This is a genomic window from Catellatospora methionotrophica (assembly GCF_011297335.1).
GTDB classification, from domain to species: domain Bacteria; phylum Actinomycetota; class Actinomycetes; order Mycobacteriales; family Micromonosporaceae; genus Catellatospora; species Catellatospora methionotrophica.
This window is the reverse complement of the sequence record NZ_JAAOTJ010000002.1, coordinates 88,320-114,489: the sequence shown is the minus strand read 5'-3', so window position 1 is coordinate 114,489 and position 26,170 is coordinate 88,320. Positions and strand designations below refer to the sequence as shown.

The window sequence follows — 26,170 nt, the reverse complement described above, 5'->3', positions numbered from 1 at the left end:
CGGGCCGTGTGTCCCGGTTGACGGCCGGTCCGGGGATTTCCGCCGAAGGCCCCCCGGTCCAGCCGGGCGCGGCTCAGATTGGAGAGGTGGGACTGGACGAGAGCACGTTCGCGCAGACGGCGTACGCACCTGACGTCGTCGAGTCCAACGCCGCCCTGGGGGCGATCGTCCGGGAGATGGGCTGGCCGCCGGACAGCGCGCAGGCCTACCGGGCCCAGGCCCGCGAGCGGCTCGCCGCACTGGCACCGGGCGGAGTCCTGCCGCGCTCGGCGCTGGCCCGCGAGATCACCGTCCCTCTGCCGCACGGGTCGATGCGCGTCCGCGTGTTCGACGCACCGACCCCGACCGGCCTGTACGTACACGTCCACGGCGGCGGCTGGGTCGTCGGCGCGGCCGACGAGCAGGACTCCTACCTGGAGGACCTGGTGCGCGGCACCGGCCAGACGGTGGCGAGCCTCGACTACGCGCTCGCGCCCGAGCGGCCGTTCCCCGGCCAGCTCGACGACTGCGAGGCAGCCGCCCGCCACCTGCTCGACCACGTCCGCGACCTCGGCGCCGTCACGGCCACCATGGGCGGCGAGTCGGCCGGGGCCAACCTCGCCCTGGCCGTCGCGCTGCGCCTGCGCGAACGCCCCGCCGCAACGGCCCTGCGGGCCCTCAACCTTTGCTACGGCGCATACGACCTGACCCTCACCCCGAGCGCCCGCGACTGGGACGACGCCCGCGGCGGCGTGCTCACCACGGAACGCATGCGCTGGTACGCCGAGCAGTACGCGCCCGACCCCGCCCAGCGCACCGACCCGGCCGCCTCCCCGCTGTACGCCCGCCTCGACGGCCTGCCGCCCGTCCTGCTCACCGTCGGCACCGAGGACCCGCTGCTCGACGACACCCTGTTCCTGTACGCCCGCCTGCTCGCCGCCCGTTCGCCGGCGCGACTGCTGGTGGTGCCGGGAGCGGGCCACAGTTTCAACTTGATGCCGGTGTCGGTCGCCGGACCCGCCAACGCCGCCGCGCAGCGCTTCCTGCGGGACGCGCTCAGCAGCTGAGCACGGCCACTGTCGCGAACCCGTCGCAGGATCTTCTCGCAGGTCGGCCGTTGCGGCAGCGGGAACCGGTCGGACAGCTCTCGCCGAGCGCACACCGTGGTGGGATGATCGGCGCGCCGCTCGCACGGCCCCGTCCGCGAAATGCCCCTCAGCTCCACCGGACCGGTGCTGCGCGACCCTCGCAACCGTACGTCCACCTCGGCCGATGTCGTTCCGATCTGGATGACCGCGGCCGCAGGGGCCCCGCGCCGCGGGAGCGCCGGCGTGAACGGTATCGGTGAGGGAGGAACGCTGTGACGCAGGCAGAAGCCGGCGCATTCAAGATTCTCAAGGGCCTGGGCATCGCGATCGTGATCGTGGTGTCCCTGGTGCTGATCGCGGTGTACTGGCAGCCCGTGCTGTCCACCATCGTGGACCTGTGGAACTACCTGGTCGACCGGATCCCGTCGGACGGCGGCCAGCGCACCGCGGTGCTCGTCTACATGATCGCGGCGGTGGTGATGGGCGTGCTGTTCTCGCAGGCCGGCCACTTCACCGCGTACGGCATCGCGATGGGCCTGGTGCCGCTGCTGTGGGTGCTGTTCTGGGAGGGCTTCCCGCCGCTCGGCCTGGACCCCGTGTGGACGTCCAACATGGGCGTCGCCCACCTGCGCCCCAGCCAGGTCGCGCTGTGGGCCGTCGTCGCCGCGGTGCTCACCACGGCCGTGTTCGTGCCGCTGGAGATGCGCGAGAAGTGGCAGCGCCGCCGGCGCTCCCGCCGGGGCTGAGAAAAGCCGGGGCGGGTGGCGCCGGCATCGTCGGCGCCACCCGCCTGGCCCGGTCCGGCCCCCGAGGCTACGCGAGAGCCGGCTCGGTCTTCGGACACCTCACACGTAGGTCACGGTGTCGATGTAGAGGTACACGTCGTCACGGACCATGAGGTGGGGTGCGGTCATGGTCTCCTCCACGACCCCGGAGTCGCCGCCGCAGATGACCACGGCCTTGTCCGGTGAGATGTCGGAGATGATCCCTGCCTGCCACTTGCGCTCGCGATACACCCAGACCCGATCTCCGGACTGGTACGAGTCGGTGGCCGCGATCTCGGCGGAAGCGCGCCGGGCGGGGTTGATCCTGGGAGCTGGCATACGTGCCTCACTGCGGCGTACGTGCTCACGGATGGGAGGTGGAGCCGGGCGGTCCGGGTGGGGTCCGTGCCGTCCGCCCGGCGCCGTGTCACCACGTCGTCCGGGCCACAGATGCAAGTGCCACAATGCAAACGTTACGTCGTTGCGTATCCCATCATGCAGACGATCCTGTGCAGGCGCAAGCGCCGGATGCACGTGCAGATGACTTTTGGCACTCCTTCCCCGTACAGAGCGTCACCTGCCTGGCGTAACGCGGGCGACATCCGGATGAGATATGGCGCTCGATGGGCTGGTCATCGTCCCACCTGTCGAGAAAAGATCGATTGGTGACCATCATCCGGCCCGTCCGACCCGGCGATCTTCCCGAACTGCTCGCCCTGATCGCCGACCACGCCTCCTACGAACGCGCCGCGCCGCCTCCGCCCGGCCTCGGCGAGCGGCTGGCCCCGGCCCTGTTCGCCGACCCGCCGAAGCTGCGCTGCCTCGTCGCCGACGACGCCGGAACCCTCGCCGGGTACGCCACCTGGACCCGCGACTTCGCCACCTGGACCGGCCGCCCCTACACCCACCTCGACTGCCTCTACCTCGCCGCCACCCATCGCGGCCAGGGCCTCGGCACCCGCCTCCTCGACGCGGTCCGCGCCGCAACCGGCGACGACGACCTCCAATGGCAGACCCCCACCTGGAACACCGACGCCCAGCGCTTCTACGAACGCCAAGGCGCCCGCCCCGCCCCCAAAATCCGCTACACCCTCCCCCGCTGAGCCGCCCGCGGCGGGCGTAGTAGCTACGGCGGGCTCAGCCGGTTCGCGGGAGGGAGACTGACGGTGCGGCGGGGGTGTCGCCGGAGGAAGATTTGCTCAGTTCGCCGAAGCGGGCCAGGGCCAGGGCGCCGCCGACGGCCAGCAGGAAGCCGCCTACGGCGACCGGCACCCAGCCGGGGCGGGCCTCGTCGCCGAGCACCACGACCCCGACCGCCGCGGGCAGCACCGTCTCCCCGATGACCATCGCCGCGGTGGCCGTGGTGACCGAGCCGCCCGCCAGCGCCATCGTCCACAGCACCAGCGCGATCAAGCTCGCCGCCGCGACCAGGTACGTCGCCGGTTCCCGCATGAGCCGCGCCGGGTCCAGCTGCGGCAGGGTCCGCGCCGCCAGCGCCAGCACCCCGAAGCACAGCCCCGCGCACAGGCCCAGGGTCACCGTGCGCCACCGCCCCGGCAGCCGGCCCGCACCCGCGCCGAGCACCGCCAGCCCGACCAGGCAGGCGGCCAGGGCCGTGTAGAAGTCGGTGTGCGCACGGTTCGCCCCCTCGGGCCCCGCCGACACTCCGAGCAGCGCGAGTCCCACGCAGACGGCGGCCACGGCGCACTTCTCCGCCCGCCCGAGCCGCTCCTTCATGACGACGGCCGCCGCGACGGCGGTCACCGCCAGCGCGGACGCGATCGCCGCCTGCACCAGGAACAGCGGCAGATGCCGCAGCGCGACCAGCTCGAACCCGAACCCGAGCAGGTCCAACCCGGTCCCGGCGAGGAAAGGCACCGTCAGCCAGGCGCGTACGAGCGACTTCGGATCCTGCTCGCTGACCGGCCCCGCCCGGCGCATGCCGACGGCCTGCATCACCGACGACAACCCGAAGCACACCGCCGCGGCCAGCGCCCCGCACAGGCTCACCATCAGCACCGCCTCATCGTTTCACCGGCGTACCGGTGTGAGCGGGTGTTCACGGGTCCTGCCGACGAAACTATAGGATCTTCGACACCTCCAGTGAAACCGTTTACTGTCGCTGCGTCCTGCGACTTCGCGGCCACCCACGGCACCCTCGACCCGGCCGACCTCGACGCCACCCCGTGGGTGGAGCAGCCTGGACTCGACGTGTCGAAAGTAGACTGAACGCGGCACCCACCTTCGGCGTCCCCCGGCGCGTCCATCAGCAGGACGCGTTCGGCGGCGAAGGAGGCGGCATGGGCGGCGAGCAGGAAACCGTGACGCGGGTGCGGCGGCGGCCGGAGCTGGACGCGATACGCACGCTGGTCGTGGTGGGTTTGATCTTCTTCCATTCGGCGCTGGTGTTCGACGAGCGCGACGACTACTACGTCAAGAACGCCGACACGACCGAGGTCACCACGATCCTGTCCGGGCTGGCCGTGGTGTGGGCCATGCCCGCGCTGTTCCTGATCGCCGGGTTCGGCGCGCGTCATTCGCTGCGCCGCCGTGGACCGGGTGGTTTCGCCGTGGAACGCCTGCTGCGGCTGGGCGTGCCGCTGCTGTTCGCGCTCGTGGCACTGCTGCCCGTGCCGCAGTGGCTGCGGCTGAAGGCCGCCGATCCCGGCTACCACGAGTCGTACTGGAGCTTCCTGCCGCGCTTCTTCGACGTGCGGTTCGACCTGGGCGAGTTCCCGTTCGTGGTGCAGGGCGAGCATTTCGAGACCGGGCACCTGTGGTTCGTGGTGCTGCTGCTGGCGTGGGCGCTGATGCTGGCCCTCGCGGCCCGCCTGCTGCCCCCCGAACGGCTGCGCCGGGTACGCGACCGCGTGGCCGCCGTAGCCGGTCGGCGCGGCCTGGTGCTGCTGCTGCCCGCGCTGCCACTGGCGCTGATCAGCGCCCTGGACGGCATGGAGGAGAGCCTCGCCGGCTGGAGCCGCTGGGCCTACCTGCTGTTCTTCGGGTACGGCGTCGTGCTCGCCACCGACGACCGGTTCCGCGAGGCGATGCGCCGCGACGCGGTGCTCGCCGCCGTCTCCGGGGTCGTCCTGATGGGCGTCGGCATGCCGCTGTTCTTCGTGGTCAGCGAGAGCGGCGGCGACCCGTTCACCGACCTCACCGGCCCGGCCGTGGCGATGCGCGCCCTGTACGGCATGACGGGCTGGTGCTGCGTGGTCGCCATCCTGGGCCTGCTCGACCGGAGAGCGTCCGCGCGGCGGGAGCCGCCCCCGGCGGATGCTCGGCCGAGCCTGGGCCGACGCGCCTACCTCTACCTGGCGCTCGGCGCGCTGCCGATCTACGTGCTGCACCAGCCGATCGTGGTCGCGGTCGCCTACGGTGTCGTGTCGTGGCACGCGCCGATCGCCGTCAAGTACGCGGCCCTGGTGGCGATCGCGCTGGTGCTCACCATCGCCGCGTACGACCTGCTGGTGCGCCGCAACCCCGTCCTCCGGCCGCTGTTCGGCGTGCGTCCGAACACGACGGAGCGGCCTGGCCAGTGAGGAGTACGGTGCAGGACATGTCACCGACGATCAAGGTCGAGGAGCTGCGCAAGTCGTACGGCGAGCCGCGCGCCGTCGACGGCGTCTCCTTCGACGTGCAGACCGGGGAGTTCTTCGGCATCCTCGGTCCCAACGGCGCGGGCAAGACCACCACCCTGGAGATGATGGAGGGGCTGCGCAAGCCTGACTCCGGCACCGTCACCCTGTTCGGCGAGAGCCCCTGGCCGCGCAACCCGCGCCTGCTCCCCCGCATCGGCGTGCAGTTGCAGGCCAGCGCGTTCTTCGAGCGCCTGACCGCCCGCGAGCAGATCCGCACGTTCGCCTCCCTGTACGGTGTGCCCGCCCGCAAGGCCGACGAGTGGCTGGCCGTGGTCGGGCTCGAGGACATGGCGGGCAAGCGCAACGAGGACCTGTCCGGCGGCCAGCAGCAGCGCCTGTCCATCGCCTGCGCCCTGGCCCACGGGCCGGACCTGGTGTTCCTCGACGAGCCGACCTCGGGCCTGGACCCGCAGGCCCGCCGCAACCTGTGGGACGTGCTGCGCGACATCAGCGCGCAGGGCCGCACCGTGGTGCTGACCACGCACTACCTCGACGAGGCCGAGTCGCTGTGCGACCGGGTCGCCATCATGGACCACGGCCGCATCCTGCAGTCGGGGCCGCCCGCGACACTGGTCCGCGACCTCGACGCGCCGACCCGGATCTCGGTGGAGACCGGCACGATCACCGCCGAGGCGGCGCGCGGCCTGGCCGACGGGCTGGAGGTCAGCGACGACGGGGTGTCGCTGACCATCGCGACGCGTACGCCCGCGCCCGTGCTCTCGGCCCTGGCCGAACGCGACGCGCTGCGCGGCCTGTCCGTGCGCGGCGCCACCCTGGAGGACGTCTTCCTGCACCTGACCGGACGGGAGTACCGCGCGTGACCGGCTTCGTCAGCCTCTCCACGGCGATGGCCCGCGGCTTCTTCCGCGACCGCACCGCCCTGTTCTTCACCATCCTGTTTCCGCTGATGTTCCTGGTGCTGTTCGGCGGCCTGTTCAAGGACGCGGGAGCGTCCAAGACCGACATCCTGCAGATCGGCGCGGTGCCGGTCGTCGACCAACTGCCCGCCGAGGCCGCCGCCGGGCTCGACCAGGTGCTCTCGGTGACCCGCACCGCCGACCGCGCCGCGGCGCTGGACGAGGTGCGCAGGGGCGACAAGGCCGCCGCGATCGAGCAGGTCGGCGGCGAGCTGATCGTGCACTACTCGGCCGCGGACGCGGTCAAGTCGGCCACCGTACGCGGGATCGTCGAGTCGCTGGTCCAGCAGTCGAACCTGGCCGCCGCAGGGGTCACCACACCCGCGGTGACCATGCGCAGCCAGCCGGTCGAGGACCAGTCCCTCAAGGCGATCCAGTACATGACCCCCGGCCTGCTGGGCTGGGCGATCGCCACCGGCGCGACGTTCGGCGCGGCGCTGACCCTGGTCACCTGGCGGCAGAAGAAGATCCTGCGCCGCCTGCGGCTGTCCCCCGTGCCGGTCGCGTCGATCATCGGCGCGCGGGTGTCGGTGAGCATCGCCATCGCGGCCGCGCAGTGCGCGATGTTCATCGGCGTGGCCCTGCTGCCCTACTTCGGCCTCAAGCTGTCCGACCAGTGGTGGGCGTTCATCCCCGTCATGATCGCCGGAACGCTGGCCTTCCTGTCCATCGGCCTGGTCGCCGGTGCCGCCTCCAAGACCCCCGAGGCCGCGAGCGCCATCGCCAACCTGATCACGCTGCCGATGGCGTTCCTGTCGGGCGCGTTCTTCCCGCTCGACGGCGCGCCGAAGTGGCTCCAGCAGGTGTCCGAGTTCTTCCCCCTCAAGCACCTCGTCTCCTCGATGCAGGACGTCATGGTCCGCGGCGAGAGCTTCGCCGTGACGCTCCCCGACATCGGCATCCTGCTCGGCTTCACCGTCGTGCTGGCCGCCGTCGCCGCGTTCCTCTTCCGCTGGGACGACGCCTGACCCGGCAGAGGCCCGTTCTCACGGCACGGCTCCGGCCGCGCTGTCCAGCACCTTGCGGAGCAGTTCCTCGTCGACGGGCTCACTGAACGCGTCGTAGGTGACCTGTACGAGGGTGTGTCCGATGCGGATGAGCACGATGACGAGCGCGCCCTGGAACGACATTCCCGAGGACTCGGCGGTCATCGCGAGGTCCACCCGCCAGGCCTGGTCCCCCAGTGCGGGCGGGCTTACGGCACTGACGGTGTAGTGCAGTTGCATCCCCTCCCCGGTCGTGTAGGTGAACCGGCGACAGGCCTGCTGGGCGTTCTCCGCGGCCGTGAACATCGCCGAGGGCACCGGCTGCGGATACGAGCGCACGGTGACCTTGATCGACGAGGTCGTGATCTTGTCGCCGTCGGTCCACCGGCCGTGGGCGACGACCGGCTCCGGACCGTCCCGGCCCGTCAGGTACTCCTCGTCCACCAGCGCCGTGCAGTGCTCAGGGTCGTCGAGGACCGCTGTGCCGCTGCTCGTCGACTCCGGCAGGGTGCGCCAGTGCCGGGGCAGCACGGGACGCGCGGCGTCGGCGACCCGCTGCACCTCGGCCTGGGTCAGCACGCGGGCCACTGCAGCGCCGGACCGGGTCGGGGCGGGGACGGCCACCGCCGCCGGGGTGTCCGTCATCGCGGTCAGGGTGCTGCCCGCGGCCACGCCTACGGCCACCAGCACCGCGGTCGTGGCGGTGAGGATCGCCGACCGGACCCGGGGCCGGGCCGGCACCAGGCCGGGGAAGACCGCGGCCGCCCGCTTGAGCAGGAGCACGAGCACTCCGACGGCGAGCGCGCCCAGCACACCCTGGACCACGACCGCGTCCAGCAGGAAGTCCGCGTAGGCGAGGTCGATCCCGGCGTTGCACGTGCCCTCGCGCAGCCGCAGCGGCGGCACACACCTGCCGAGCACCGACGCCCCCTGCTCACCGACGATCACCGCGGCGGCACAGGTGAGGGCCGCGACCTGCCCGAGCATGAGCCCTCGGCGCTGCCGGGCCGCCAGCACCCCGCCCACGACCGCCTGCACGGCGATGGCCAGCGCGAGCTGGGCGTACGAGTGGTAGGACACGATCCCCGGCGCGTCGTAGGCGGCCTGGTGCAGCACGGCGCGCAGCACCAGTGTCAGGACGACGAACGCCCCTGCACCGGCCAGCCCGGTCAGCACCGCCGAGCGCACTCCGCGCCTGCCCGGTGGACCCGGCTCGGGGGCAGGCGGGCCGTTCACCGGCTCTGCCCCGGCATCGGCCGGGCGGACGGCGACCCGGCGGGGCAGCAGCGCGGCGAGCGGGTAGAGGCACGCCACCACGAACGCCGGCACGACCAGCGGCCGGGCCGCGAACAGCTGCAACGGCGGGTAGACGGCGGAGAACAGGGCGAACCCGGGCCCTTGCCAGAGCCGTTCGCCCAGGGTCGTGAAGTCGGCTGCGGTGAGGTGGTAGAACCGGCCGATCAGGAAAGGCGCGGGCCGTAATTCCAGCCAGATGCCGAACCACACGGCGAACGGGGTCACCGTGGCGGCGGCACCGGCCAGCCAGGCCCACCGGCCGTACCCGCCGGGCGGCCAGGCGCGGGCACCGGCGGCGCAGGCGGCCGCCACCAGGACTATCCCGATGGTGAACGCGGTCGCGCCGACCAGGCCCGCGGTCAGGCTGAGATTGCCGACCTCGACACTGCCGGCCAGGGCCATCCTGCCCCTGCCGACCGGTCCGCCGAACACGCCCCACATGCCGCCGAGGTTGAGGACCGAGGCCAGGTCGCCGAGCAGGCAGCCCAGGCTGAAGCCCAGCGCGGCGGGCAGCACCGAGGCGCGCGGCGACAGCGCCTCGGCCCGCCAGGCCGCCATGGCCAGCACACCGACCACGACCGGCGCCAGCAGCCAGGCTATGTAGCGGCCGGCCGGGGTGCCGTCGTGGGGCAGCCCGAGACCGCCGACGAGGGTCAGCGACCCCGCCGCGAGCATGGTGGTCATGCCCGCCCCGAACATTTCAGCGAAGCCGGGGCGCAGCGTCGTGAGCGGATGGTCGATCGCCCGCAGCCGCGCCGCGACGGCAGGGTGCACCCCGAACCGGCGCAGCCACGACGGACTGGTTCTCCGCGCTGCGGCGGCGGCCATCACCGCGCGCAGTCCGTCGGCCGCGCCGTGCTCGGCGGCGCGGGCGTCGGCGAGGAGTTCGCGGGTGCGCAGCACGGAGTTTCGCACCAGGTAGACGATCAGCACGAACAGCACCGTGCGGCTGCCGGTGTTGAGCAGATCGCGGGGGTAGTCGGGGTTCACCCACGGGGCGCTCAGCGGGTCGGTCAGGATCCTCGGCTGCACGATCGCGACCGCCATCGGCAGGAGCGCCACCGCGACGAACGCCCGCCACAGAGCCATCGTGGCGTAGGCGATGTCGACGTCTCGGTTGCGCAGGTGGGCCAGTTCGTGCAGGACCACGGCCCGGAACGCGGCGGGATCGGTGACCCGTAGCGGCACCAGCCCGGCGTTCACCCGGACCCAGTAGCGTCCCGCCCGGCCGAAGGCCAGCCCGCCCCGTACGGCGGCGTGCGGTGCCAGCACGAACCGGGGTGGTCGGCGCAGGCCGCTGTCCGTCACGAGTTCGTTCAGCGCGGCGTGCAGGCGAGGGAAACCGTCGGCGGTGATCGGCACGAGTCCGGCCCGCCGCCGGGTCCACCACGGCGCGGCCAGGTAGAGGCCGAACGCCACGGCCAGCAGCAGCGCCAGCCCGGCCATGATCCAGGCTGTCTGGGCCAGTTCCATCGCCTCGAGGCAGCGGCTGGCCCGCAACGAGTCGCGTTCTGCGGCCTCGATCGCGGCAGGGTCCAGGGTCAGGCCGAGTTGGCCGGGCCGCCGCAGCTCGTTGCAGCGTGCGTACGTCATCATGCTCAGCCCGGCGTTGCCCGGCAACCGCGTGTACACGACGCTGAAGGCGAAGGTGCCGGTGCCGATGATGGCCATGACCAGCGATACGAAGCGCAGTGTGGTGCCGGAGACGACGGCGGAGACCGGCCGGTGTGGCCCGGCTGCGGTCATGCTCATACGGCGTCGCGCAGCGCGCCGGCCACGGAGTCGGCGAGCAGCCGCGAGCGGCCTTCCTCAAGTCCCGCCTGCGCGCACTTGTCGAGCACGATGGCACGGACGTGGGCGAGCTGGGCGTCGTCCAGGTGCGGGACGGCGGGTTCGGCATCGGCCGCGCTTGGCCGGGCGCGCCGCAGGGACAGCCTGGCCCGGACCGTGGAGCCGTACTGCTCGGTCAGGTAGCGCACGACCTCGGTGACCGAGGCCAGCACCACGGGCGTGACGAGCGCGGCCAGCGTCTCCACGCCGAAGCCGAGCATCTCGTCGCTGCCCGGCCCGTGGGCCGTGAGCCGGGCGGGGTCCTTGCGGTAGACCCCGTCGAGCACCGTGAACAGCTCGTCCTCTTCGGGTGCGACCAGCGCGGCGACCCGGCGGGCCAGGTCCTGTTCGGCGGCGATGATGTCGGGGTCCACCACGGAAGGATAGGTTCCGGTCACCCTATGTCAGCAGCAGCTGTCGATTTACTGACAGACGTGGAGAATTGCAGCGAGCCGGGCAGACTCGGCACGCTGAGCCCCGGTCAGCCCGCCCCGAGATAGGCCAGCACCGCCAGCACCCGCCGGTTGTCGTCGTCGGACGGCGCGAGGTCGAGCTTGCCGAAGATGCTGGCCGTATGCTTGCCGACCGCGCTGTCCGACAGGAACAGCCGCTGCCCGATCGCCGCGTTGGACCGCCCCTCGGCCATCAGCTCCAGCACCTCCCGCTCCCGCGCCGTCAGCCGGGCCAGCGGCACGTTGCGGGTGGGCTGCTGCAGCAGCTTCGCGATGACCTCCGGATCCATCGCCGTGCCGCCCCCGGCGACCCGGCGCACCGCGTCGAGGAACTGGTCGGCGTTGAAGACCCGGTCCTTGAGCAGGTATCCGATCCCGCCCGTCCCGTCGGCCAGCAGCTCGCGGGCGTACAGCTGCTCGACGTGCTGCGACAGCACCAGCACCGGCAGCCCCGGCACCTGCCGACGTGCCGTCAACGCCGCCTGCAGCCCCTCGTCGGTGTTGGTGGGCGGCAGCCGCACGTCGACGACGGCCACGTCCGGCCGGTGGGTCAGCAGGGCGTCGAGCAGGTCGGGGCCGGTCTCCACGGCGGCCACGACGGTGCAGTCGTGCGCCTCCAGCAGGCGGACCAGCCCCTCCCTCAGCAGGTAGAGGTCCTCGGCGAGGACAACGCGCACGGTATCTCCAGGGTCAGCACGGTCGGGCCGCCCGGCGGGCTGTGCAGGGCGAGGGTTCCGTCGAATGTAGCGAGCCGCCGTCGCAGCCCGTGCAGCCCGCCGCCGTACGACGGCTCGGCTCCCCCGCGCCCGTCGTCGGTGACCGTGACCCGCAGCAGCCCGCGGGTATGCCGGATGTCCACGCCGACCCGGCTGGCCTGGGCGTGCCGGGCGGCGTTGGCCAGTGCCTCGGCGACGGCGAAGTACGCGGCCGTGGCCACCGGCGACGGCGGCTGCCCCGGCAGGTCGGCGCGCACGTCGACCGGCAGCGCCGCGTCCAGGGCCAGGGCCCGTACGGCGTCGGCGAGGCCGCGCTCGGCGAGCACCGGCGGGTGGATGCCGCGGACCAGGTCACGCAGCTCGGCCAGCGCCGCCGCGGAGGTCTCGCGGGCCTGGGCGAGCAGCGCGCGGGCGGCGGCCGGGTCGCGGTCCATCAGCTGCTCGACCGTGCCGAGGCTGAGCCCGACCGCGACCAGCCTGGCCTGCGCCCCGTCGTGCAGGTCGCGTTCGATGCGGCGCAGCTCGGCGCTCTGCGCGTCGACGGCATCACGGCGGGTCTGCGCCAGGTGCTCGACCCGCTCGGTCAGCCGGGCCGAGCGGCTCGGGGAGAGCAGCAGCCGCGCCCAGCCGGTGATCACCCGCAGCACCGGCCTGGCCAGCAGCACGCCGAGCAGGCCGAGGGCGAGGCCGATCGGCACGGACACCCAGCCCGGCACGGCGTCGGCCGCGGGCATACCCAGCGTGAACAGCTGCCAGATGTACCAGGGGCTCACCCACCAGCCGGTGATCAGGCCGAGCGGCACGGCCCACAGCGGCCAGAACACCACCTGCCAGAACAGGCCGAAGTAGCCGATGCCGATCAGCGCGCCGGGAACCACGGCGGGCAGCGCCGTCAGCGGCGCGGTCGCCATCCAGGCCAGGTCGCGCCAGGTGGCCGGGTCACCGAGGACCCACGGGAAGAAGCCGGCCCGGCGGGCCCCGTCGCGGGTGGCGTAGAGGGTGCGCCCGGCCCGGTAGCGGCCGTCGGGTCCGGGTTCGGAGACGTCTTCGCGCTGGCGGTACGGCTCGGGCAGCGGTGCGCCGCCGCCCCACTCCACGCACAGCCGCCGGTAGTGGTTGACCATCGGCCGGATCGCGTACGCCAGCCAGGCGATGCCGAACCCGCCGCTGACCAGGGTCAGCAGGAGGGTCAGCAGGAACACCGCGAACCCGGTCAGCGACAGCCCGAGCAGCAGCGCCGCCTTCCACGCGTCGTGGCCGCCGCGGCGCAGCCACGCACCGATCCCGGACCGCTGCCACCAGTTCAGATAGGGGTCCCCGAGCCAGACGCGGGCCCAGCGGCCGTGCAGTCGCAGCAGCGCGGGCCCCGCGAGCACGCCGATCGCCACCGCGCCGACACCGGCGGCCGCCACGGCCCAGCCCGGCACCACGACATCGGGCCAGGTGACCAGGTCGGTCAGCCCGGTGGCGGCCAGCGCCCGGCGGCCCGGGGCGGTCACGCTCGCCACCAGCAGCAGTCCCGCCACGACCAGCGCCGGGGCGAGCAGCACGACCACCCCGCCGAGCGGGGCGAGCAGCACCAGCCACGTCCAGTCCCGGGCCGACGCCGGGTCGTCGCCGAGCCACTTCATCCGCAGGAAGAAGGCCGGATAGCGCTGAGTCTTGTAGAGCTGGCCGTCGAGCTCGTACCAGCCGTCGGGGCGGCGTGCCGGCGCGGGAGCCGGACCGGCGCGGTACGGCGGGTCGATCCGCACCCCGCCCCAGGCGCTGGCCAGCCGCCGCGACAGGCCCGCCATCCGGCGCACCAGCTGCAGCACGTACGGGTAGGTGACGACCGCGCCGACCGCCGTCATCAGCGGCAGCATGGCGACGCAGCCGAGGACGGCGAGCAGCGCGAGAGCGACGCAGCGCAGCGGGGCGAGGGCGTACGACCGGATCATGCGACACATCGTCGCCGATCGGCCACGGTCGCCGCACTGGGCGAAGGCCTCCGGCCGGGGTGGGGTTTCCTACACCCCCGCTCGGCGCGCAGCCGCATACCGGCGCTCGCCCCGCAGACCTACTGTCTGTCGGCATGACAGTCATCGAAGTCAACGGGCTCAGCAAGCGGTACGGCGACCGCACGGTCGTCGACGGAGTCTCGTTCACCGTCGCCGAGGGCGAGATCTTCGGCATCCTCGGCGAGAACGGCGCGGGCAAGACCACGACGGTCGAGTGCATCTCCGGCCTGCGCACCCCCGACGACGGCAGCATCAGCGTGCTCGGCCTGGACACCCGCACCGAGCGCGAGCAGCTGCGCCGGCTCATCGGCGTGCAGCTGCAGGAGAGCCAGCTCCAGGACCGGCTGCGCGTCGGCGAGGCCATGCAGCTGTACGCCTCGTTCTACCCCGACCCCGCCGACTGGCGGGAGCTGATCGCCGCGGTCGGGCTGACCGACCAGGTCCGGATGCCGTACGCGAAGCTGTCCGGCGGCCAGAAGCAGCGCCTGTCGATCGCGCTGGCGCTGATCGGCAACCCGCGCGTGGCGATCCTCGACGAGCTGACCACCGGCCTGGACCCGCACGCCCGCCGCGAGACGTGGAAGCTGATCCGCCAGATCCGGGACCGCGGGGTGACCGTCCTGCTGGTCACGCACTTCATGGACGAGGCCGAGCGGCTCTGCGACCGGCTCGCCGTGCTCGACGGCGGCAAGATCGTCGCGCTGGACACCCCGGCGGCGCTGATCGCCAACGTCGGCGACGTCGACGGCTACCGCGCCAACCTCGAGGACGCGTTCCTCGCCCTGACCGGCTCCGGCCGCGACAACTGAACAGGAGCGACCATGTCCACCCTGACCCGACTGGCCGGCAGCGAGGCCCGGCTGTTCCTGCGCGAGCCGATGAGCGTGTTCTTCGCGCTCGCCTTCCCCGCCGTGCTGATCGTCGTGCTCGGCAACGCCATCCCCGCGTTCAGCGAGCCGTCCGCCGACTTCGGCGGCGAGCTGCCCATCAACCTGTACCTGCCCGTGGTCCTGGCCCTGGCCGTCGGCACCGTCACGATGACCAGCCTGCTCACCGTGCTCTCGCAGTACCGCGAGCGCGGCGTGCTCAAGCGGCTGGCGACCACCCCGGTGAAGCCGTCGGCGCTGATCGGCGCGCAGCTCATCGTGAACATCGGCGCGCTGCTGGCCGGTTCGGCGCTGATGATGGCGGCCGCGGCCGTCGCGTTCGGCAGCCGGGGGCCCGAGAACTGGCCGGGCCTGCTGGTCGCGTTCCTGCTCGGCAGCGCCGCGATGATCGGGCTGGCGCTGCTCATCGCCGCGGTGACGCCCAATTCCCGCGCCTCGGCGGGCGTCGGCAGCCTCGTGTACTTCCCGATGCTGTTCTTCGCCGGGGTGTGGACGCCCGGCGACATGATGCCGGAGGGCGCCCGGCGCGTCGCGGACTTCACCCCGCTGGGCGCCGCGTCGCAGGCCATGCAGGACGCCTGGTACGGCGACTGGCCGCAGCCCCTGCACCTGGCCGTCACCGCAGGTTACATCGTGGTCACGGGCGTCCTGGCGATCCGGCTGTTCCGCTGGCAGTGACCGTCGGCGCCGACCGGAGCCGACGAAGGCGGGGCCCGCGACGGGCCCCGCCTTCTCGCATGACGGTCAGAGCGTGCCCGGGGGCACGGGGTCGCGGTCCTCCTGGATGACCTGGCGCTCGACGGGCGTGGTGGTCACCACGCTGCGGCGGCGGCCGCTCCAGATGGTGAGGGTCAGGATCATCCCGACCACGCCGACGACCATCAGGATCCAGCCGACCACGTCCAGGTCCAGCCCGCTGATGCTCACGTCCAGGGCGAACGTGAGGATCGCGCCGAGGGCGATCAGAAACAAACTCGCGCCGATACCCATGTCAGCCTCCTTCTGGCGACCTTCGCCTCGCCAGCGGCTATACCCGGTCGTGCGCGCCGCCAACCCGGTTTCCCGGGTCGCGATGGTGGCTCAGGGCCGCGTGCGGATCGGCGTGCGCCCCGGCCGGATCGGCGTGCACCATGGCCGCCGTCAGTTTGGGCACCGCGTGCAGCAGCCGGTGCTCGGCGTCGACCGCGATCGCGTGCGCGCGGACCACGGTCAGCTCGGCGTCGACGGCCACCGCGCACTCCGCCCGCAGCCGGTGCCCGATCCAGCGCAGCCGCACCTCCCCGACGTCCACCACGCCGGGCGTGGCGCGCAGCGTCTGCTCGACCGCGTCGACCAGTTTCGGGTCCACCGCGTCCATCAGCCGCCGGTACACCTCCCGCGCGGCGTCCTTGAGCACCAGCAGGATCGCCACCGTGATGAGCAGGCCCACCACCGGGTCCGCCCACCACCAGCCCAGCGCCGCACCGCCCGCGCCCAGCAGCACCGCGAGCGAGGTGAACCCGTCGGTGCGGGCGTGCAGCCCGTCCGCGACCAGCGCCGCCGAGCCGATCCGCCGCCCGACGACGATGCGGTAACGCGCCACCAGCTCGTTGCCCGCGAACCCGATCAGCGCCGCGGCCGCGACGTAGCCCAGATGCCGTACCGGCTGCGGGTCGAGCAGGCGGCGGAACGCCTCGTACCCGGCCAGCGCCGCCGACGCGGTGATGGTCAGCACGATGAAGATGCCGGCCAGGTCCTCGGCGCGGCCGTAGCCGTACGTGTAGGACCGGGTCGGGCTGCGGCGGCCGAGCAGGAACGCCACGCCCAGCGGCACCGCCGTCAGCGCGTCGGCGACGTTGTGCAAGGTGTCGCCGAGCAGCGCGACGGAGTGGGAGAAGTACACGACGACGCCCTGCAGCACCGCCGTGAAGCCGAGCACCACCAGGGAGATCCACAGCGCGCGCAGGCCCTCGCGGGACGACTCCAGGGCGGAGTCCACCTTGTCCGCCGAGTCGTGCGAGTGCGGGCTGAACAGGTGGCCGACCTGGTGCTTGAGCCGCGAGAACAGGCCGCCGTGGTCGCCGCCGTGCGGGTGGTCATGGCCATGGGCGTGATCGTCGCCATGATCGTGCCGGTCCGCGTGATCGTGCGCGTCGCCGTGGTCGTGGCTGGCGCCGTGGTCGTGGCTGGCGGAGTGGTCGTGCCCGGCGTGGTCGTGGTCGCCGGATGCCGGTCCACCGTGCCCGTGGCCGTTGCTGTGCGCATGGCCGGTGCTGTGGCGGTGATCCTCGCTCATGGCGTACCTCCCGCGCTCACTTAAGCAGAAGTCGATCGTGCGCGCTTCCCGGCACGCCAGCACGGCCGGTCGAGCGAGCCGGCGGCCTCCGGGATCAGGGCTCGCCCTCGATGCGGTCGGCGAGCCGGTCCACCGCCGCCATCAACTCGCCGCCTTCGAACAGCACCGCGTCGTTGTGGTCCGCGCCCTCGACAGGCGAGATCTCCACAGCGCCGCCCGCCGCCTTCGCCACCGCGAGGCTCTGCTCCGCGGGCACGACCGAGTCCTCGGTGCCGTACACGACGGCGGTGGGCACCATGACCCCCGCGATCTGCTCGGCCACCGGGAACCGGTCGCGCAGCAGGAGGCGTACCGGCAGGAACGGGTAGTGCTCGGCGGCGGTCGCGGCGAGGTCCGTGAACGGCGAGCGCAGCAGCAGCCCGGCGGGTGGGTGCTCGGCGGCCAGGCCGGTGACGACGGCGCCGCCCAGGCTCTCACCGAAGTAGATGATCCGGTCCGGGCGCTTGTTCTCGACATCGACGAGGTGGCGGTAGGCCGCGCGGGCGTCCAGGGCCAGTCCGGCCTCACTGGGGCTGCCCGGGTTGCCGCCGTACCCCCGGTAGTCCATGAGCAGCACGGTGAATCCGCGTGCGGCGAGCGACTGCGCGATCGTGGCCCGGCCCGCCCGGTTGCCCGCGTTGCCGGGTGCGACCAGCACGGTCAGGTCGCGGTCCGCGCCGGTCGGCGGCACCAGCCAGGCGGTCAGCGCCAGCCCGTCGGCGGTGTGCAGGGTGACGTCGCGGGCGCCCGGGATGGTCTGGGCGGCGGGGCCGGGGTGCGCGGTGTCCGGCAGGAAGACCAGCCGCCGCTGGAGCAGCCACAGCGCGGTCACCAGCACCGCGATGACCAGCAGCACGATCAGCGCGGGGCGTACCAGCGACGAGGCCTTCAGCACGGCCCCATTCTCCCCCGTCGGCCCGCACCGCGTCCGCAGACCCATGACCGCTGCCGTCGAGCCTACGGCGATGGGAAGGTGCCCTTCCTTCGGCGGGGGTCAGCGGGTGGGGGCGGTGGTCCAGGAAGTCTGGTCGGCGGGGTGGGCGAGGGTGGTCAGGGTGGTCGTGCCGAGGATCTGAATGTGGCGGTAGAAGGGGATGAGGCCGTCGCCGCCGGCCAGGCGGGTGGTCTCCTCATTGCTGGACGAGACGATGACGTACGGGCCGGGGTCGCCGTATACGGCCAGGTCGGTCGCGCCGGTCGGGGACTGCTGCTTGATCGCGCGGCGGCCGTCGACGGTCGCGTTGCTGCGGTCGCCGGTCCAGCCGTATCCGGGGATGATCGCCTCGGCGCGTACCGCGAGCGTGGCCTGTGGGGTCGCACTGCCGTGGCAGTAGGGCCCAGCCGTGAATATCAGGACGCTGCCCCAGCCGACCTTGGAACGCTCGGTCACCGAGGCGACGGCCAGCCGCAGCCCGTCCGGGACGCCGCCGACCACCAGCGGGAAGCGCAGCGACTCGACGCCGTAGTGCAGGTCGTCGGCGATCCGGGCCAAGAGGTCCAGGTTCGCCACCGGGTCGTCACCGGCGCCTGCGGCGAGGTCCTTGCCGACCGCCTCGGCCCACGCGCCGGGTGCGTACTCCCAGCGCAGCCGCCCGTCGACCAGCTTCGCGGGCTTGCCGTGCACGTGTGCGGCGGCCGGGGCAGCCGGTGAGGGCTTCGTCCCTGCGGGCGGGCGGACCATGTTCGCGGCGGCGTGGCAGTCGCGGTGCGGGGCGACACCGTTCGGGAAGAACGTGACCGCCACCTGCGCACCGAGGCTGCGCTCCGGTAGCCCAGCCTCGATGGTGTAACCGCCCCGCTGCCCCGCCTGCACCACGGTGGTGCGGGGCACCATGCCCGCGGGCAGCCGCCCGAACCGCGCGAAGCGCACCAGCGGGTCGAAGGTGCCCGGAGCCTGCGCGGGCGGCGTCGTGCCGAACGCGACCGGAACGACCGGGACATCTGCGACCCGCGCGGACCTGCTGGCGGCACCCGGGCTCGGTGTGGCCGGACCGGTGGCGGTGTCACCGGGCTGCGACGCGCTGACGGCCACACCCGTCACGAGCAGCGCGGCACAGCCCGCGATCGCCCACCGGGCAGCACCGCGGCGGCGCGGCGCGTGGGGTGCCGACGCGGTGACGTCGGGCGAGGCGTACGGCTCGGGCAGCTGGCTCATGGCGGTCTCCGTGATCGGCAGGGGCGGCGCGGCTCTTTGAGCACTCGCTCAAGCCCGAGGATAGTGCCTTTTGAGCAATCGCTCAAGTGACCTCCCGTCAGCCGTGAAGCCTGCCCCGGTAACGTCCGGATCGGAACCGTTAGACCTGGGCGTACGCGGGTAACGTCGGTGCCATGCCACTTCGTATCGAGGATTACGCGGTCATCGGGGACACGCAGACCGCGGCGCTCGTCGGGAACGACGGGTCGATCGACTGGCTCTGCCTGCCCCGGTTCGACTCCGGGGCGATCTTCGCGGCGCTGCTGGGCGAGCCCGAACACGGCCGCTGGCAGATCGCCCCGGCGACGCCGATCCGCGCGGTGCGGCGGCGTTACCGCGGGGACACGCTGGTGCTGGAGACGGAGTTCGACACCGACGAGGGCACCGTACGCCTGGTCGACTTCATGCCGCCGCGGGGCGAGGCCGCCGACGTGGTGCGCATCGTCGAGGGCGTGCACGGCCGGGTGCCGATGCGGATGGACCTGCGGCTGCGCTTCGACTACGGGCACGTCGTGCCGTGGGTGCGCCGCGTCGACACCGACACCGTCGCGATCGCCGGGCCGGACGCGGTGTGGCTGCGGACCCCGGTCGCGCTGCACGGGGAGAACCTGGCCACGGTCGCCGACTTCAGCGTCGGCGCGGGCTTCCACGTCCCGTTCGTGCTGACCTGGCGCGAGTCGCACCTGCCCACCCCGCACCCGGTGGACCCGATCGTGGCCCTGGAGGGCACCGTCTCCTACTGGGAGGAGTGGATCGCGGGCTGCAAGTACGAGGGCCCGTGGCGCGAGGCCGTGATCCGCTCGCTGCTGACCCTCAAGGCCCTGACCTACGGCCCCACCGGCGGCATCGTCGCCGCGGCGACGACGTCGCTGCCCGAGGAGCTGGGCGGGGTGCGCAACTGGGACTACCGCTACTGCTGGCTGCGCGACGCCACGATCACGTTGCAGTCGCTGATGTACGCCGGTTTCGTCGACGAGGCGCGGGCCTGGCGGTCGTGGCTGCTGCGGGCGATCGCGGGCGACCCGTCCCAGCTGCAGATCATGTACGGCGTCGCGGGCGAGCGCCTGCTGACCGAGCGCATCGCGGAGTGGCTGCCCGGCTACTGCGGCAAGCCGGTGCGCATCGGCAACGCCGCCTCCGAGCAGTTCCAGCTCGACGTGTACGGCGAGGTCATGGACGCGCTGCACCAGGCCCGCAAGGCCGGGCTGGAGTACGACCAGCACACCTGGGATCTGCAGCGGGCCCTGATGAGCTTCGTGTCGGAGAACTGGACCCGGCCCGACGACGGCATCTGGGAGGTGCGCGGCGGGGCGCAGCAGTTCACCCACTCGAAGCTGATGGCCTGGGTCGCCGCCGACCGCGCGGTCAAGGACGCCGAGCAGTTCGGCCAGACCGGCCCGGTCGAGCAGTGGCGGGAGCTGCGCGAGCAGATCCGGGCCGACATCCTCGCCAAGGGCTGGGACCCGATCCGCAACACGTTCACGCAGTACTACGGCTCGGTGGAGCTGGACGCGTCGCTGCTGATGGTGCCGCTGGTCGGTTTCCTGCCCGCGACCGACGAGCGGGTGCGCGGCACGGTCGCGGCGATCGAGCGCGAGCTGATGACGGACGGCTTCGTGCAGCGCTACACCCAGCAACCGCAGCAGCATCCCGACACCACCGTGGACGGTCTGCCGCCGGGCGAGGGCTCGTTCCTGGCCTGCACGTTCTGGCTGGCGCAGAACTACGCCCTGATGGGGCGGGTCGACGAGGCCCGCGAGCTGTTCGAGCGGCTGCTGGCCCTGCGCAACGACGTGGGTCTGCTGTCGGAGGAGTACGACTCCGACGCGCGCCGCCTGGTCGGCAACTTCCCGCAGGCGTTCAGCCACGTGCCGCTGATCGACACCGCGCGCCACCTGGCCGACGCGATGGGCCCGGAGGAGAACCGGCCCCGCGAGTGACGGAGGTGCCCGGGGCTCCCCTGGCGGGAGGAGCCCCGGGCGGTCCGGTCACGCCGGTGGGGTGCCCCAGGAGAGCACGCCGCCGGTGTATCCGGGGATGGTGGGCGCGTCCGCGAACGCGGTGTTGGTGCCCCGGCTGTAGTCGCCTACCTCGTTGAACGGTCCCCAGTCGGCCCTGTGCAGCCGTAGCTGGATCTCCCCGGTCGACGCGCCCGCGGCGAGGGTGCCGCCGGTGAACGCGATCTCGACGTAGGTGTCGGCCCCGGCGACCGGGGTCGCCAGGTTCACCACGGTGGTGCGTACGCCGCCGCAGCCGAGCTGGGCCCAGTCGCAGTACACCGTCACGCCCGCCGACCCGTCGCGGGTCAGGTAGTAGCGGGCGGTGACCGTGGTCAGGCCGAGCGCGGCCGTGCCGGTGTTGACGACCTGCACGCCGAACCGGATGGAGTTGTCGGTCGGCGAGCCGTCGTTGTTCTTGTAGCGGACGGCCAGGCCGCCGCCGGTCGGTGGGTTCGTCGTGGTCGCGGTGATCGGCGCGGACCACGCCGACGCGTCACCGGCGGCGTTGCGGGCCTGCACGGTGTACGTGTACGCCGTGTTCGGGCTCAGGCCGGTGTCGGTGTACGACGTGCCGGTCACGACCGCGACCTGCACCCCGCCGCGCCGCACGGCGTAGCCGACCGCCGTCGGCACCGCGTCCCAGGCGATGGTGAGCGTGGCGCTGCCCGCCGCGGTGACCCGCAGGTTGACCGGGGTGGCGGGCGGCTGCACGTCGCCGCCCTGGGTCGTCGCGGTCACCGGCGACGACGCCGCCGATACGTAACCGGCCGCGTCGCGGGCCCGGACCGTGTACTGGTACGCCGTGGACGCGGACAGGCCGGTGTCGGTGTAGGACGTGCCGGTCGGGGTGCCGACCTTGGCCGTGCCCCGGTAGACGTCGTAACCGACGACGCCGACGTTGTCGGTCGACGGGTCCCAGGCCAGCGAGACCGACGACGTGCCGGTCGCGGTGACGCGCAGGTTCGCGGGCACGGTCGGCGGGGTGACGTCGGTGCCGCCGGTCAGGTCGGCCGCGTTGCGGTCCAGGTAGGTGGCGACCCAGGCCAGCGGGGCGTTCCAGTTGATCGTGTTCTCCTTGGAGCCCCACGCGTCGGGCGCGGTGTTCTTCGGCGCGTACGACTTGGCCGCCGGGCGGCCGGTGGGCGTGGCCGGGTCGTTGATCAGCTCGTTGTTCGGGCCGCCGGCGAGCCAGCCCTTCGGGTAGGCCAGTCCCGGGTACTTGCCCCACGCCCAGCGGTCGTGCAGGTCGCTCTCGCTGTACTCGCCGTAGCCGGTGACGTACGACAGGCGCATCGCGTTGTTGCCCATCAGGTAGTTCAGCGCCTTGAGGTAGGTCAGGCTGCCCGAGTCGTCATAGGCCACGCCGAGCACCAGCATCCGGTTGGCGATGAACGAGTTCGATCCCCACGGGTACGCCTGCGCGCCGCCGATCAGCGACGGGTAGCCCTCGCCGCGCAGCGTCGTGACGATCTGGTCGGCGAAGCCGCGCACGTTGGCGCGCATCGTGGCCAGGTCGGCGGCGGGCAGGTCGTTGGCGACGCTGACCAGCGACAGGGTGCCGGTCGCGGCGACCTCGGCCCAGTCGAACTGCCCGATCTCCCGGTAGTGCGCCGACCCGGTCACCGCGCTGCGGTAGCCCGACAGCGCCGTGTCGGTGCGCTTGAGCGCGGTCAGGTACAGCTCGGCGGCCGCCGCGTACCGGTCGTCGCTGTTCTTGCTGTCGCCGTAGTCGCCGCCGCCCTCGGCGTCGGAGGACTCGTTGTAGTCGACGTTCGGCTGCGCCTCGGCCCTGGTCCAGGCGTCCTTCGCGATGCCCCACAGGGTCGCCGCGCGCGCCGCGTCGTACGGTGCGAGCACCCGCGCGAGCTGCGCGTTGGTCCGCGCGACGGCGTACGTGGCGTTGGTCGACGGGCCCATCGCCGAGCGGGCCAGCCCGTTCTCGGAGTCGACCGAGGTCACCGGGAACGCGCTCCAGGCGTGGTTGTGCACCTTGTGCGAGGCCAGGCCGGTCGACGGCAGCAGCCCCGCCATCCAGCGCGAGCCGAACTCGACCTCGTCCAGGACGTCCGGGCGGCCGTTGGCCCGCTCCGGGATCGCCAGCGACCCGTCGCCGTACGCTCCCGGCTCGCGTTCGAGCAGGTTGAGCAGCGTCCACGCGGACACGGCGTGGTTGACCGCGTAGATGCCGAAGTCGCCGGCGTCGGCCCAGGAGTAGCGCACGTTCAGGCGCTGGCTGCCGCACCAGTTGTTGAAGCAGGGCACCGACTCGTCGCCGGGGTGCAGCGCGGCGTGGCCGTGCCCGGCGTTCTGCAGGTACTGCCCGTCGACGGCGGTGCCCATGCGGTGGAAGTAGAAGTACTGCATCGCCTCGCGGCCCAGGGCCGGGTAGAGCGACGACGCCGAGATGGTGAACGGCACGCTGGTGCCGACGCCGTCGACCCAGAGCACATAGTCGCCGGGCGTGGTCAGCGCGCTGAAGTCGGCCTGCTGCACGGCGTCGCCGGAGGCGCGGTCGTTGCCGTACACGCTGGTGGTCCCGGACGCGACCGTGGTGCCGCCGGAGGCCCGGCGCACCTGCCAGGCGCGGGCGCCGCCCGTGGCGACCACGGTGGCGATCTTGTCGGCTCCGGTGAGGTAGCCGATCTGGTTGACCCGCACGGGGCTGGTGTCTACGTCGGCCGCCGCGGGCGCCGCGGGCAGCGGTAGCAGGAGAGCGGCGACGGCCGTGGCGAGCACCACGCGCAGTCGTCGGGAGGGGCGTCTCATCATGGACTCCAGTGATCGGCTGGATGGTCGGCGGTGGTGTGCCCGCGGAACGCGCCGCAGGTGGCGCGTTCCGCGGGCCGGCCGGCGACGGGGAGGGGCCCGCCGCCGGCCGGGGCGGTCACGGCAGCGCGAGTGCGCAGCTGGTCACGGTGACCGTGCCGGTGCCGTTGGCGACGAACCCGAACGTCGTGCTGCCCGACGGGGCCAGCGAGCCGTTGTGCGGGGCGTTGGCGACGGTGCTGCCGGTCCGGCTGCCGTTCCACAGGTTGGCGATGGTCAGCGTCGACGGGATGTTCAGCACCACCGCCCAGGCCGCCGAGGTGGAGGTGGTGGTGTTCTTGACGGTCACCTCCGCCTGCATGCCGCCCTGCCAGGAGCCGGTCACCAGCAGCGTGGCCGTGCAGCCGCTGCCGCCTCCGCCGCCACCGGACGTCGTGCCGGTGACCGCGGCGGAGGCCGCCGAGACGTTGCCCGCCGCGTCCCGCGCCCGCACCGTGTACTGGTACGCCGTCGACGCGGACAGTCCCGTGTCGGTGTACGTCCGCCCGGAGACCGTGGCGACCTTGGTCCCGGCGCGGTAGACCTCGTACGCGGTGACGCCGACGTTGTCGGTGGCCGCGCCCCAGGACAGCGACACCGAGCTGCTGGTCACGCCGGTGACGGCCGGGTTGCCGGGCGCGGACGGGGCAATGGTGTCGCCGCCGGTGCCCCCGCCGCCGTACACGTCGGCGAGGCTGTAGCCGGTGGTGCTGGTGCCGCCGCCAAGCCGGACCTGGTGGTCGAGGCTGACGAACTTGCCCTGGTGCTGCCACAGCGCGGGCTTGAGCAGGTTGTACTTGGCGGTGTCCCAGGTGGCCCAGTCGTCGAGCAGCAGGCCGCCGGTGTCGCCGGAGTTAGGGTTGAGCACCCAGAACGTCTGGTGCAGCCGGTACTGCACGATCAGGTCGCGCAGCGCGGTCATCCACTTGTCCTGGCGGGCGTCCTGGCCGAGGCGGCCGCCCCACTCGCCGATCAGCAGCGGCGCGATGCCGTCCTCGTGGATGTAGAACCAGTTCGGCCGCCACACGTCGTTGGTCAGCGAGGCCTTGTCGAACGTGCCCTGGAACCAGGGCTGCTCGTAGACCAGCGGTCCGTAGTCGTGCGGGGAGTACATCAGCTGGTCCTGGTTGGCCCCGAGGTTGATCGGGTTGGTGCGCACGCCGCGCAGGTTGCCGCCCCACCAGTTGTAGAAGTAGTTCGGCGTCAGGTCCGGGTCGGTGTTCGGGGAGCTCCAGGTCTCGCCGGGACGCGGGTAGACCTCGATGCCCTCGCACAGGATCAGCACGTTGGGGTTGATCGCCAGGATGCGCTTTCCTGCGGTCTCGCAGACGTACTTGAAGTTGTCCTGGTCCGTGCTGTTGTCCCACTTGGCCCGCGGGGGCTGGTTGGGGGTGCCGTGCGGCTCGTTCTTGATGTCCATCGCGACGATGGTGTCGTTGTTCTTGTACCGGTTGGTCACCCACTCCCAGCCCTGGTAGAACTGCTCGGTCGTGATGGTGCCCTTCCACCACACGGGGTGGATGTGGCCGGAGTTGTCGGCCTCGGCGCTGTGCACGTCGAGCATGACCTTGATGCCGTACTGCTCGCACAGCTGCAGCCAGAAGTCGAAGATCTGCAGGTTGTTCTTGCCGAGCAGCTCGGGGTTGGCGTACGTGTTCACGTTCGGCGCGGCGACGGTCTGCCCGGCCTTCCACTCCAGCAGCAGCTGGGTGGAGATCGGCACGCGGACCAGGTTGATGCCGCGGTCGGCCATGCCCTTGGTGATGGTGGTGATGTTGCCCGACCACAGGCCGTGGAAGACCCGCTCGGAGGCGTTGTAGCCGAACCAGTTGACGCCGGTCAGCCAGACCTCGTTACCGGCCTCGTCGACGACCTTGTTGCCCTGGACGTGCAGCCAGTCCTTCTCCGGCACCGCGGCGGCGGCGGTGGTCGGGGCGAGCACGGCCGCGCCGGACGCCAGCATCGTGGCCAGCGTGGCCAGCGCGAGGGGGATGCGCAGTCGCCTGCCGATCCCCGCCTTCCTACTGAGTGCCATGGAGAACCTTCCGGAAGCGGTGGGCGGACGGCGATCGGTAGCCGGCCGCAGGTCGGGAGCGCTCCCATTCACGGGCCGGATACGGCCACTCCCCCGGCGGGCACCGGCGGCGACACGAGCGGTCCGCCGAGGCGGTCCACCCGGTTCCCGACCCTGCCGACGGCGGTCCGGAGTGGACCAGATATAGACGACAGTGAACGGGAGCGCTCCCACTTGTGTTGGAGCGTAGGGCTCCCGTAACCCGGACGCAACAGTCTGCGTCAATC

Annotated in this window: 22 protein-coding genes; 10 read left to right on the top strand and 12 right to left on the bottom strand. The window is 72.5% G+C overall.

Annotation, left to right across the window (positions count from 1 at the left end; translation table 11 throughout):
- Positions 1 to 86 precede the first annotated feature (86 nt).
- Both HAV40_RS07805 and HAV40_RS07800 read left to right on the top strand, forming a co-directional pair.
- Positions 87 to 1,046 carry an alpha/beta hydrolase gene (locus HAV40_RS07805; RefSeq protein WP_166380205.1) on the top strand — a complete coding sequence of 320 codons (960 nt, stop codon included), beginning with the start codon at positions 87 to 89 and terminating at the stop codon, positions 1,044 to 1,046.
- 293 nt (positions 1,047 to 1,339) lie between these two features.
- Complete coding sequence (locus HAV40_RS07800) at positions 1,340 to 1,813, top strand: hypothetical protein (protein ID WP_166380204.1); 474 nt, start codon at positions 1,340 to 1,342, stop codon at positions 1,811 to 1,813.
- 99 nt (positions 1,814 to 1,912) lie between these two features.
- On the opposite strand, the gene HAV40_RS07795 is transcribed toward HAV40_RS07800, so the two are convergent.
- Positions 1,913 to 2,170, bottom strand: coding sequence for a hypothetical protein (locus HAV40_RS07795; RefSeq protein WP_155385943.1), 258 nt, complete (start codon positions 2,168 to 2,170; stop codon positions 1,913 to 1,915).
- A 326-nt stretch (positions 2,171 to 2,496) separates the two neighbouring features.
- Between HAV40_RS07795 and HAV40_RS07790 the strand changes: the two genes are divergently transcribed.
- Complete coding sequence (locus HAV40_RS07790) at positions 2,497 to 2,934, top strand: GNAT family N-acetyltransferase (protein ID WP_203670915.1); 438 nt, start codon at positions 2,497 to 2,499, stop codon at positions 2,932 to 2,934.
- Positions 2,935 to 2,968: 34 nt separating this feature from the next.
- Here HAV40_RS07790 and HAV40_RS07785 read toward each other — a convergent pair whose 3' ends face one another.
- Positions 2,969 to 3,850, bottom strand: coding sequence for a DMT family protein (locus tag HAV40_RS07785; protein ID WP_203670917.1), 882 nt, complete (start codon positions 3,848 to 3,850; stop codon positions 2,969 to 2,971).
- Positions 3,851 to 3,934: 84 nt separating this feature from the next.
- On the opposite strand from HAV40_RS07785, the gene HAV40_RS38820 reads away from it, so the two are divergent.
- The 4 genes from HAV40_RS38820 to HAV40_RS07770 all read left to right on the top strand — a co-directional run bounded on the left by HAV40_RS38820 (position 3,935) and on the right by HAV40_RS07770 (position 7,357).
- Entirely contained in the window at positions 3,935 to 4,060 is a 126-nt protein-coding gene (locus HAV40_RS38820; RefSeq protein ID WP_275413434.1) for a hypothetical protein, read from the top strand.
- Positions 4,061 to 4,131: 71 nt separating this feature from the next.
- Positions 4,132 to 5,373 (top strand): acyltransferase family protein, encoded by a 1,242-nt coding sequence (locus HAV40_RS07780; RefSeq protein ID WP_166380202.1) that lies wholly within the window; start codon positions 4,132 to 4,134, stop codon positions 5,371 to 5,373.
- Between the two features lie 17 nt (positions 5,374 to 5,390).
- Complete coding sequence (locus tag HAV40_RS07775; protein ID WP_166380201.1) at positions 5,391 to 6,293, top strand: ABC transporter ATP-binding protein; 903 nt, start codon at positions 5,391 to 5,393, stop codon at positions 6,291 to 6,293.
- A complete protein-coding gene (locus HAV40_RS07770; RefSeq protein WP_166380200.1) occupies positions 6,290 to 7,357 on the top strand; it encodes an ABC transporter permease in 1,068 nt (355 codons plus the stop codon). The genes HAV40_RS07775 and HAV40_RS07770 overlap by 4 nt, the downstream gene beginning before the upstream one ends.
- Before the next feature lie 18 nt (positions 7,358 to 7,375).
- On the opposite strand, the gene HAV40_RS07765 is transcribed toward HAV40_RS07770, so the two are convergent.
- The 4 genes from HAV40_RS07765 to HAV40_RS07750 form a co-directional block, all read right to left on the bottom strand.
- The gene (locus HAV40_RS07765) at positions 7,376 to 10,417 is read right to left on the bottom strand and encodes a M48 family metalloprotease (protein WP_166380199.1); all 3,042 of its coding nucleotides are present in this window, start codon (positions 10,415 to 10,417) and stop codon (positions 7,376 to 7,378) included.
- A 2-nt stretch (positions 10,418 to 10,419) separates the two neighbouring features.
- A complete protein-coding gene (locus HAV40_RS07760) occupies positions 10,420 to 10,875 on the bottom strand; it encodes a hypothetical protein (RefSeq protein WP_166380198.1) in 456 nt (151 codons plus the stop codon).
- Positions 10,876 to 10,982: 107 nt separating this feature from the next.
- Positions 10,983 to 11,630 carry a response regulator transcription factor gene (locus HAV40_RS07755; protein WP_166380197.1) on the bottom strand — a complete coding sequence of 216 codons (648 nt, stop codon included), beginning with the start codon at positions 11,628 to 11,630 and terminating at the stop codon, positions 10,983 to 10,985.
- Entirely contained in the window at positions 11,594 to 13,609 is a 2,016-nt protein-coding gene (locus HAV40_RS07750) for a sensor histidine kinase (protein WP_239085708.1), read from the bottom strand. The genes HAV40_RS07755 and HAV40_RS07750 overlap by 37 nt, the downstream gene beginning before the upstream one ends.
- Positions 13,610 to 13,743: 134 nt before the next feature.
- Here HAV40_RS07750 and HAV40_RS07745 point away from each other — a divergent pair, with 134 nt between their 5' ends.
- Both HAV40_RS07745 and HAV40_RS07740 read left to right on the top strand, forming a co-directional pair.
- Positions 13,744 to 14,478 carry an ABC transporter ATP-binding protein gene (locus HAV40_RS07745; protein WP_166380196.1) on the top strand — a complete coding sequence of 245 codons (735 nt, stop codon included), beginning with the start codon at positions 13,744 to 13,746 and terminating at the stop codon, positions 14,476 to 14,478.
- Between the two features lie 12 nt (positions 14,479 to 14,490).
- On the top strand, positions 14,491 to 15,234 hold the full coding sequence (locus tag HAV40_RS07740; protein WP_166380195.1) for an ABC transporter permease: 744 nt from the start codon (positions 14,491 to 14,493) through the stop codon (positions 15,232 to 15,234).
- Positions 15,235 to 15,300: 66 nt separating this feature from the next.
- On the opposite strand, the gene HAV40_RS07735 is transcribed toward HAV40_RS07740, so the two are convergent.
- The 4 genes from HAV40_RS07735 to HAV40_RS07720 form a co-directional block, all read right to left on the bottom strand.
- A complete protein-coding gene (locus tag HAV40_RS07735; RefSeq protein WP_166380194.1) occupies positions 15,301 to 15,546 on the bottom strand; it encodes a DUF6458 family protein in 246 nt (81 codons plus the stop codon).
- A 37-nt stretch (positions 15,547 to 15,583) separates the two neighbouring features.
- Positions 15,584 to 16,831, bottom strand: a complete 1,248-nt coding sequence (locus HAV40_RS07730; protein WP_166380193.1) for a cation diffusion facilitator family transporter — start codon at positions 16,829 to 16,831, stop codon at positions 15,584 to 15,586.
- A 94-nt stretch (positions 16,832 to 16,925) separates the two neighbouring features.
- Entirely contained in the window at positions 16,926 to 17,765 is an 840-nt protein-coding gene (locus HAV40_RS07725; RefSeq protein ID WP_239085709.1) for an alpha/beta hydrolase, read from the bottom strand.
- Between the two features lie 99 nt (positions 17,766 to 17,864).
- On the bottom strand, positions 17,865 to 19,025 hold the full coding sequence (locus HAV40_RS07720) for a hypothetical protein (protein ID WP_166380192.1): 1,161 nt from the start codon (positions 19,023 to 19,025) through the stop codon (positions 17,865 to 17,867).
- 173 nt (positions 19,026 to 19,198) lie between these two features.
- Here HAV40_RS07720 and HAV40_RS07715 point away from each other — a divergent pair, with 173 nt between their 5' ends.
- Positions 19,199 to 21,004 carry a glycoside hydrolase family 15 protein gene (locus tag HAV40_RS07715; protein ID WP_166380191.1) on the top strand — a complete coding sequence of 602 codons (1,806 nt, stop codon included), beginning with the start codon at positions 19,199 to 19,201 and terminating at the stop codon, positions 21,002 to 21,004.
- Positions 21,005 to 21,052: 48 nt separating this feature from the next.
- Here the strand turns inward: HAV40_RS07715 and HAV40_RS07710 are convergent, their stop codons facing one another.
- Positions 21,053 to 23,830: a glycoside hydrolase family 9 protein gene (locus tag HAV40_RS07710; RefSeq protein ID WP_166380190.1), complete on the bottom strand. Its 2,778-nt coding sequence runs from the start codon at positions 23,828 to 23,830 to the stop codon at positions 21,053 to 21,055.
- Between the two features lie 118 nt (positions 23,831 to 23,948).
- Positions 23,949 to 25,832, bottom strand: coding sequence for a cellulase family glycosylhydrolase (locus tag HAV40_RS07705; RefSeq protein WP_239085739.1), 1,884 nt, complete (start codon positions 25,830 to 25,832; stop codon positions 23,949 to 23,951).
- Positions 25,833 to 26,170 lie beyond the last annotated feature (338 nt).

What these genes read in the sequence shown, in the direction of transcription:
- HAV40_RS07795 (WP_155385943.1), bottom strand. Translation starts at nt 2,170, where the DNA reads ATGCCAGCTCCCAGGATCAACCCCGCCCGGCGCGCTTCCGCCGAGATC.
- HAV40_RS07780 (WP_166380202.1), top strand. Translation starts at nt 4,132, where the DNA reads ATGGGCGGCGAGCAGGAAACCGTGACGCGGGTGCGGCGGCGGCCGGAG.
- HAV40_RS07775 (WP_166380201.1), top strand. Translation starts at nt 5,391, where the DNA reads ATGTCACCGACGATCAAGGTCGAGGAGCTGCGCAAGTCGTACGGCGAG.
- HAV40_RS07765 (WP_166380199.1), bottom strand. Translation starts at nt 10,417, where the DNA reads ATGACCGCAGCCGGGCCACACCGGCCGGTCTCCGCCGTCGTCTCCGGC.
- HAV40_RS07750 (WP_239085708.1), bottom strand. Translation starts at nt 13,609, where the DNA reads ATGATCCGGTCGTACGCCCTCGCCCCGCTGCGCTGCGTCGCTCTCGCG.
- HAV40_RS07745 (WP_166380196.1), top strand. Translation starts at nt 13,744, where the DNA reads ATGACAGTCATCGAAGTCAACGGGCTCAGCAAGCGGTACGGCGACCGC.
- HAV40_RS07740 (WP_166380195.1), top strand. Translation starts at nt 14,491, where the DNA reads ATGTCCACCCTGACCCGACTGGCCGGCAGCGAGGCCCGGCTGTTCCTG.
- HAV40_RS07735 (WP_166380194.1), bottom strand. Translation starts at nt 15,546, where the DNA reads ATGGGTATCGGCGCGAGTTTGTTTCTGATCGCCCTCGGCGCGATCCTC.
- HAV40_RS07730 (WP_166380193.1), bottom strand. Translation starts at nt 16,831, where the DNA reads ATGAGCGAGGATCACCGCCACAGCACCGGCCATGCGCACAGCAACGGC.
- HAV40_RS07720 (WP_166380192.1), bottom strand. Translation starts at nt 19,025, where the DNA reads ATGAGCCAGCTGCCCGAGCCGTACGCCTCGCCCGACGTCACCGCGTCG.
- HAV40_RS07715 (WP_166380191.1), top strand. Translation starts at nt 19,199, where the DNA reads ATGCCACTTCGTATCGAGGATTACGCGGTCATCGGGGACACGCAGACC.
- HAV40_RS07710 (WP_166380190.1), bottom strand. Translation starts at nt 23,830, where the DNA reads ATGAGACGCCCCTCCCGACGACTGCGCGTGGTGCTCGCCACGGCCGTC.
- HAV40_RS07705 (WP_239085739.1), bottom strand. Translation starts at nt 25,832, where the DNA reads ATGCTGGCGTCCGGCGCGGCCGTGCTCGCCCCGACCACCGCCGCCGCC.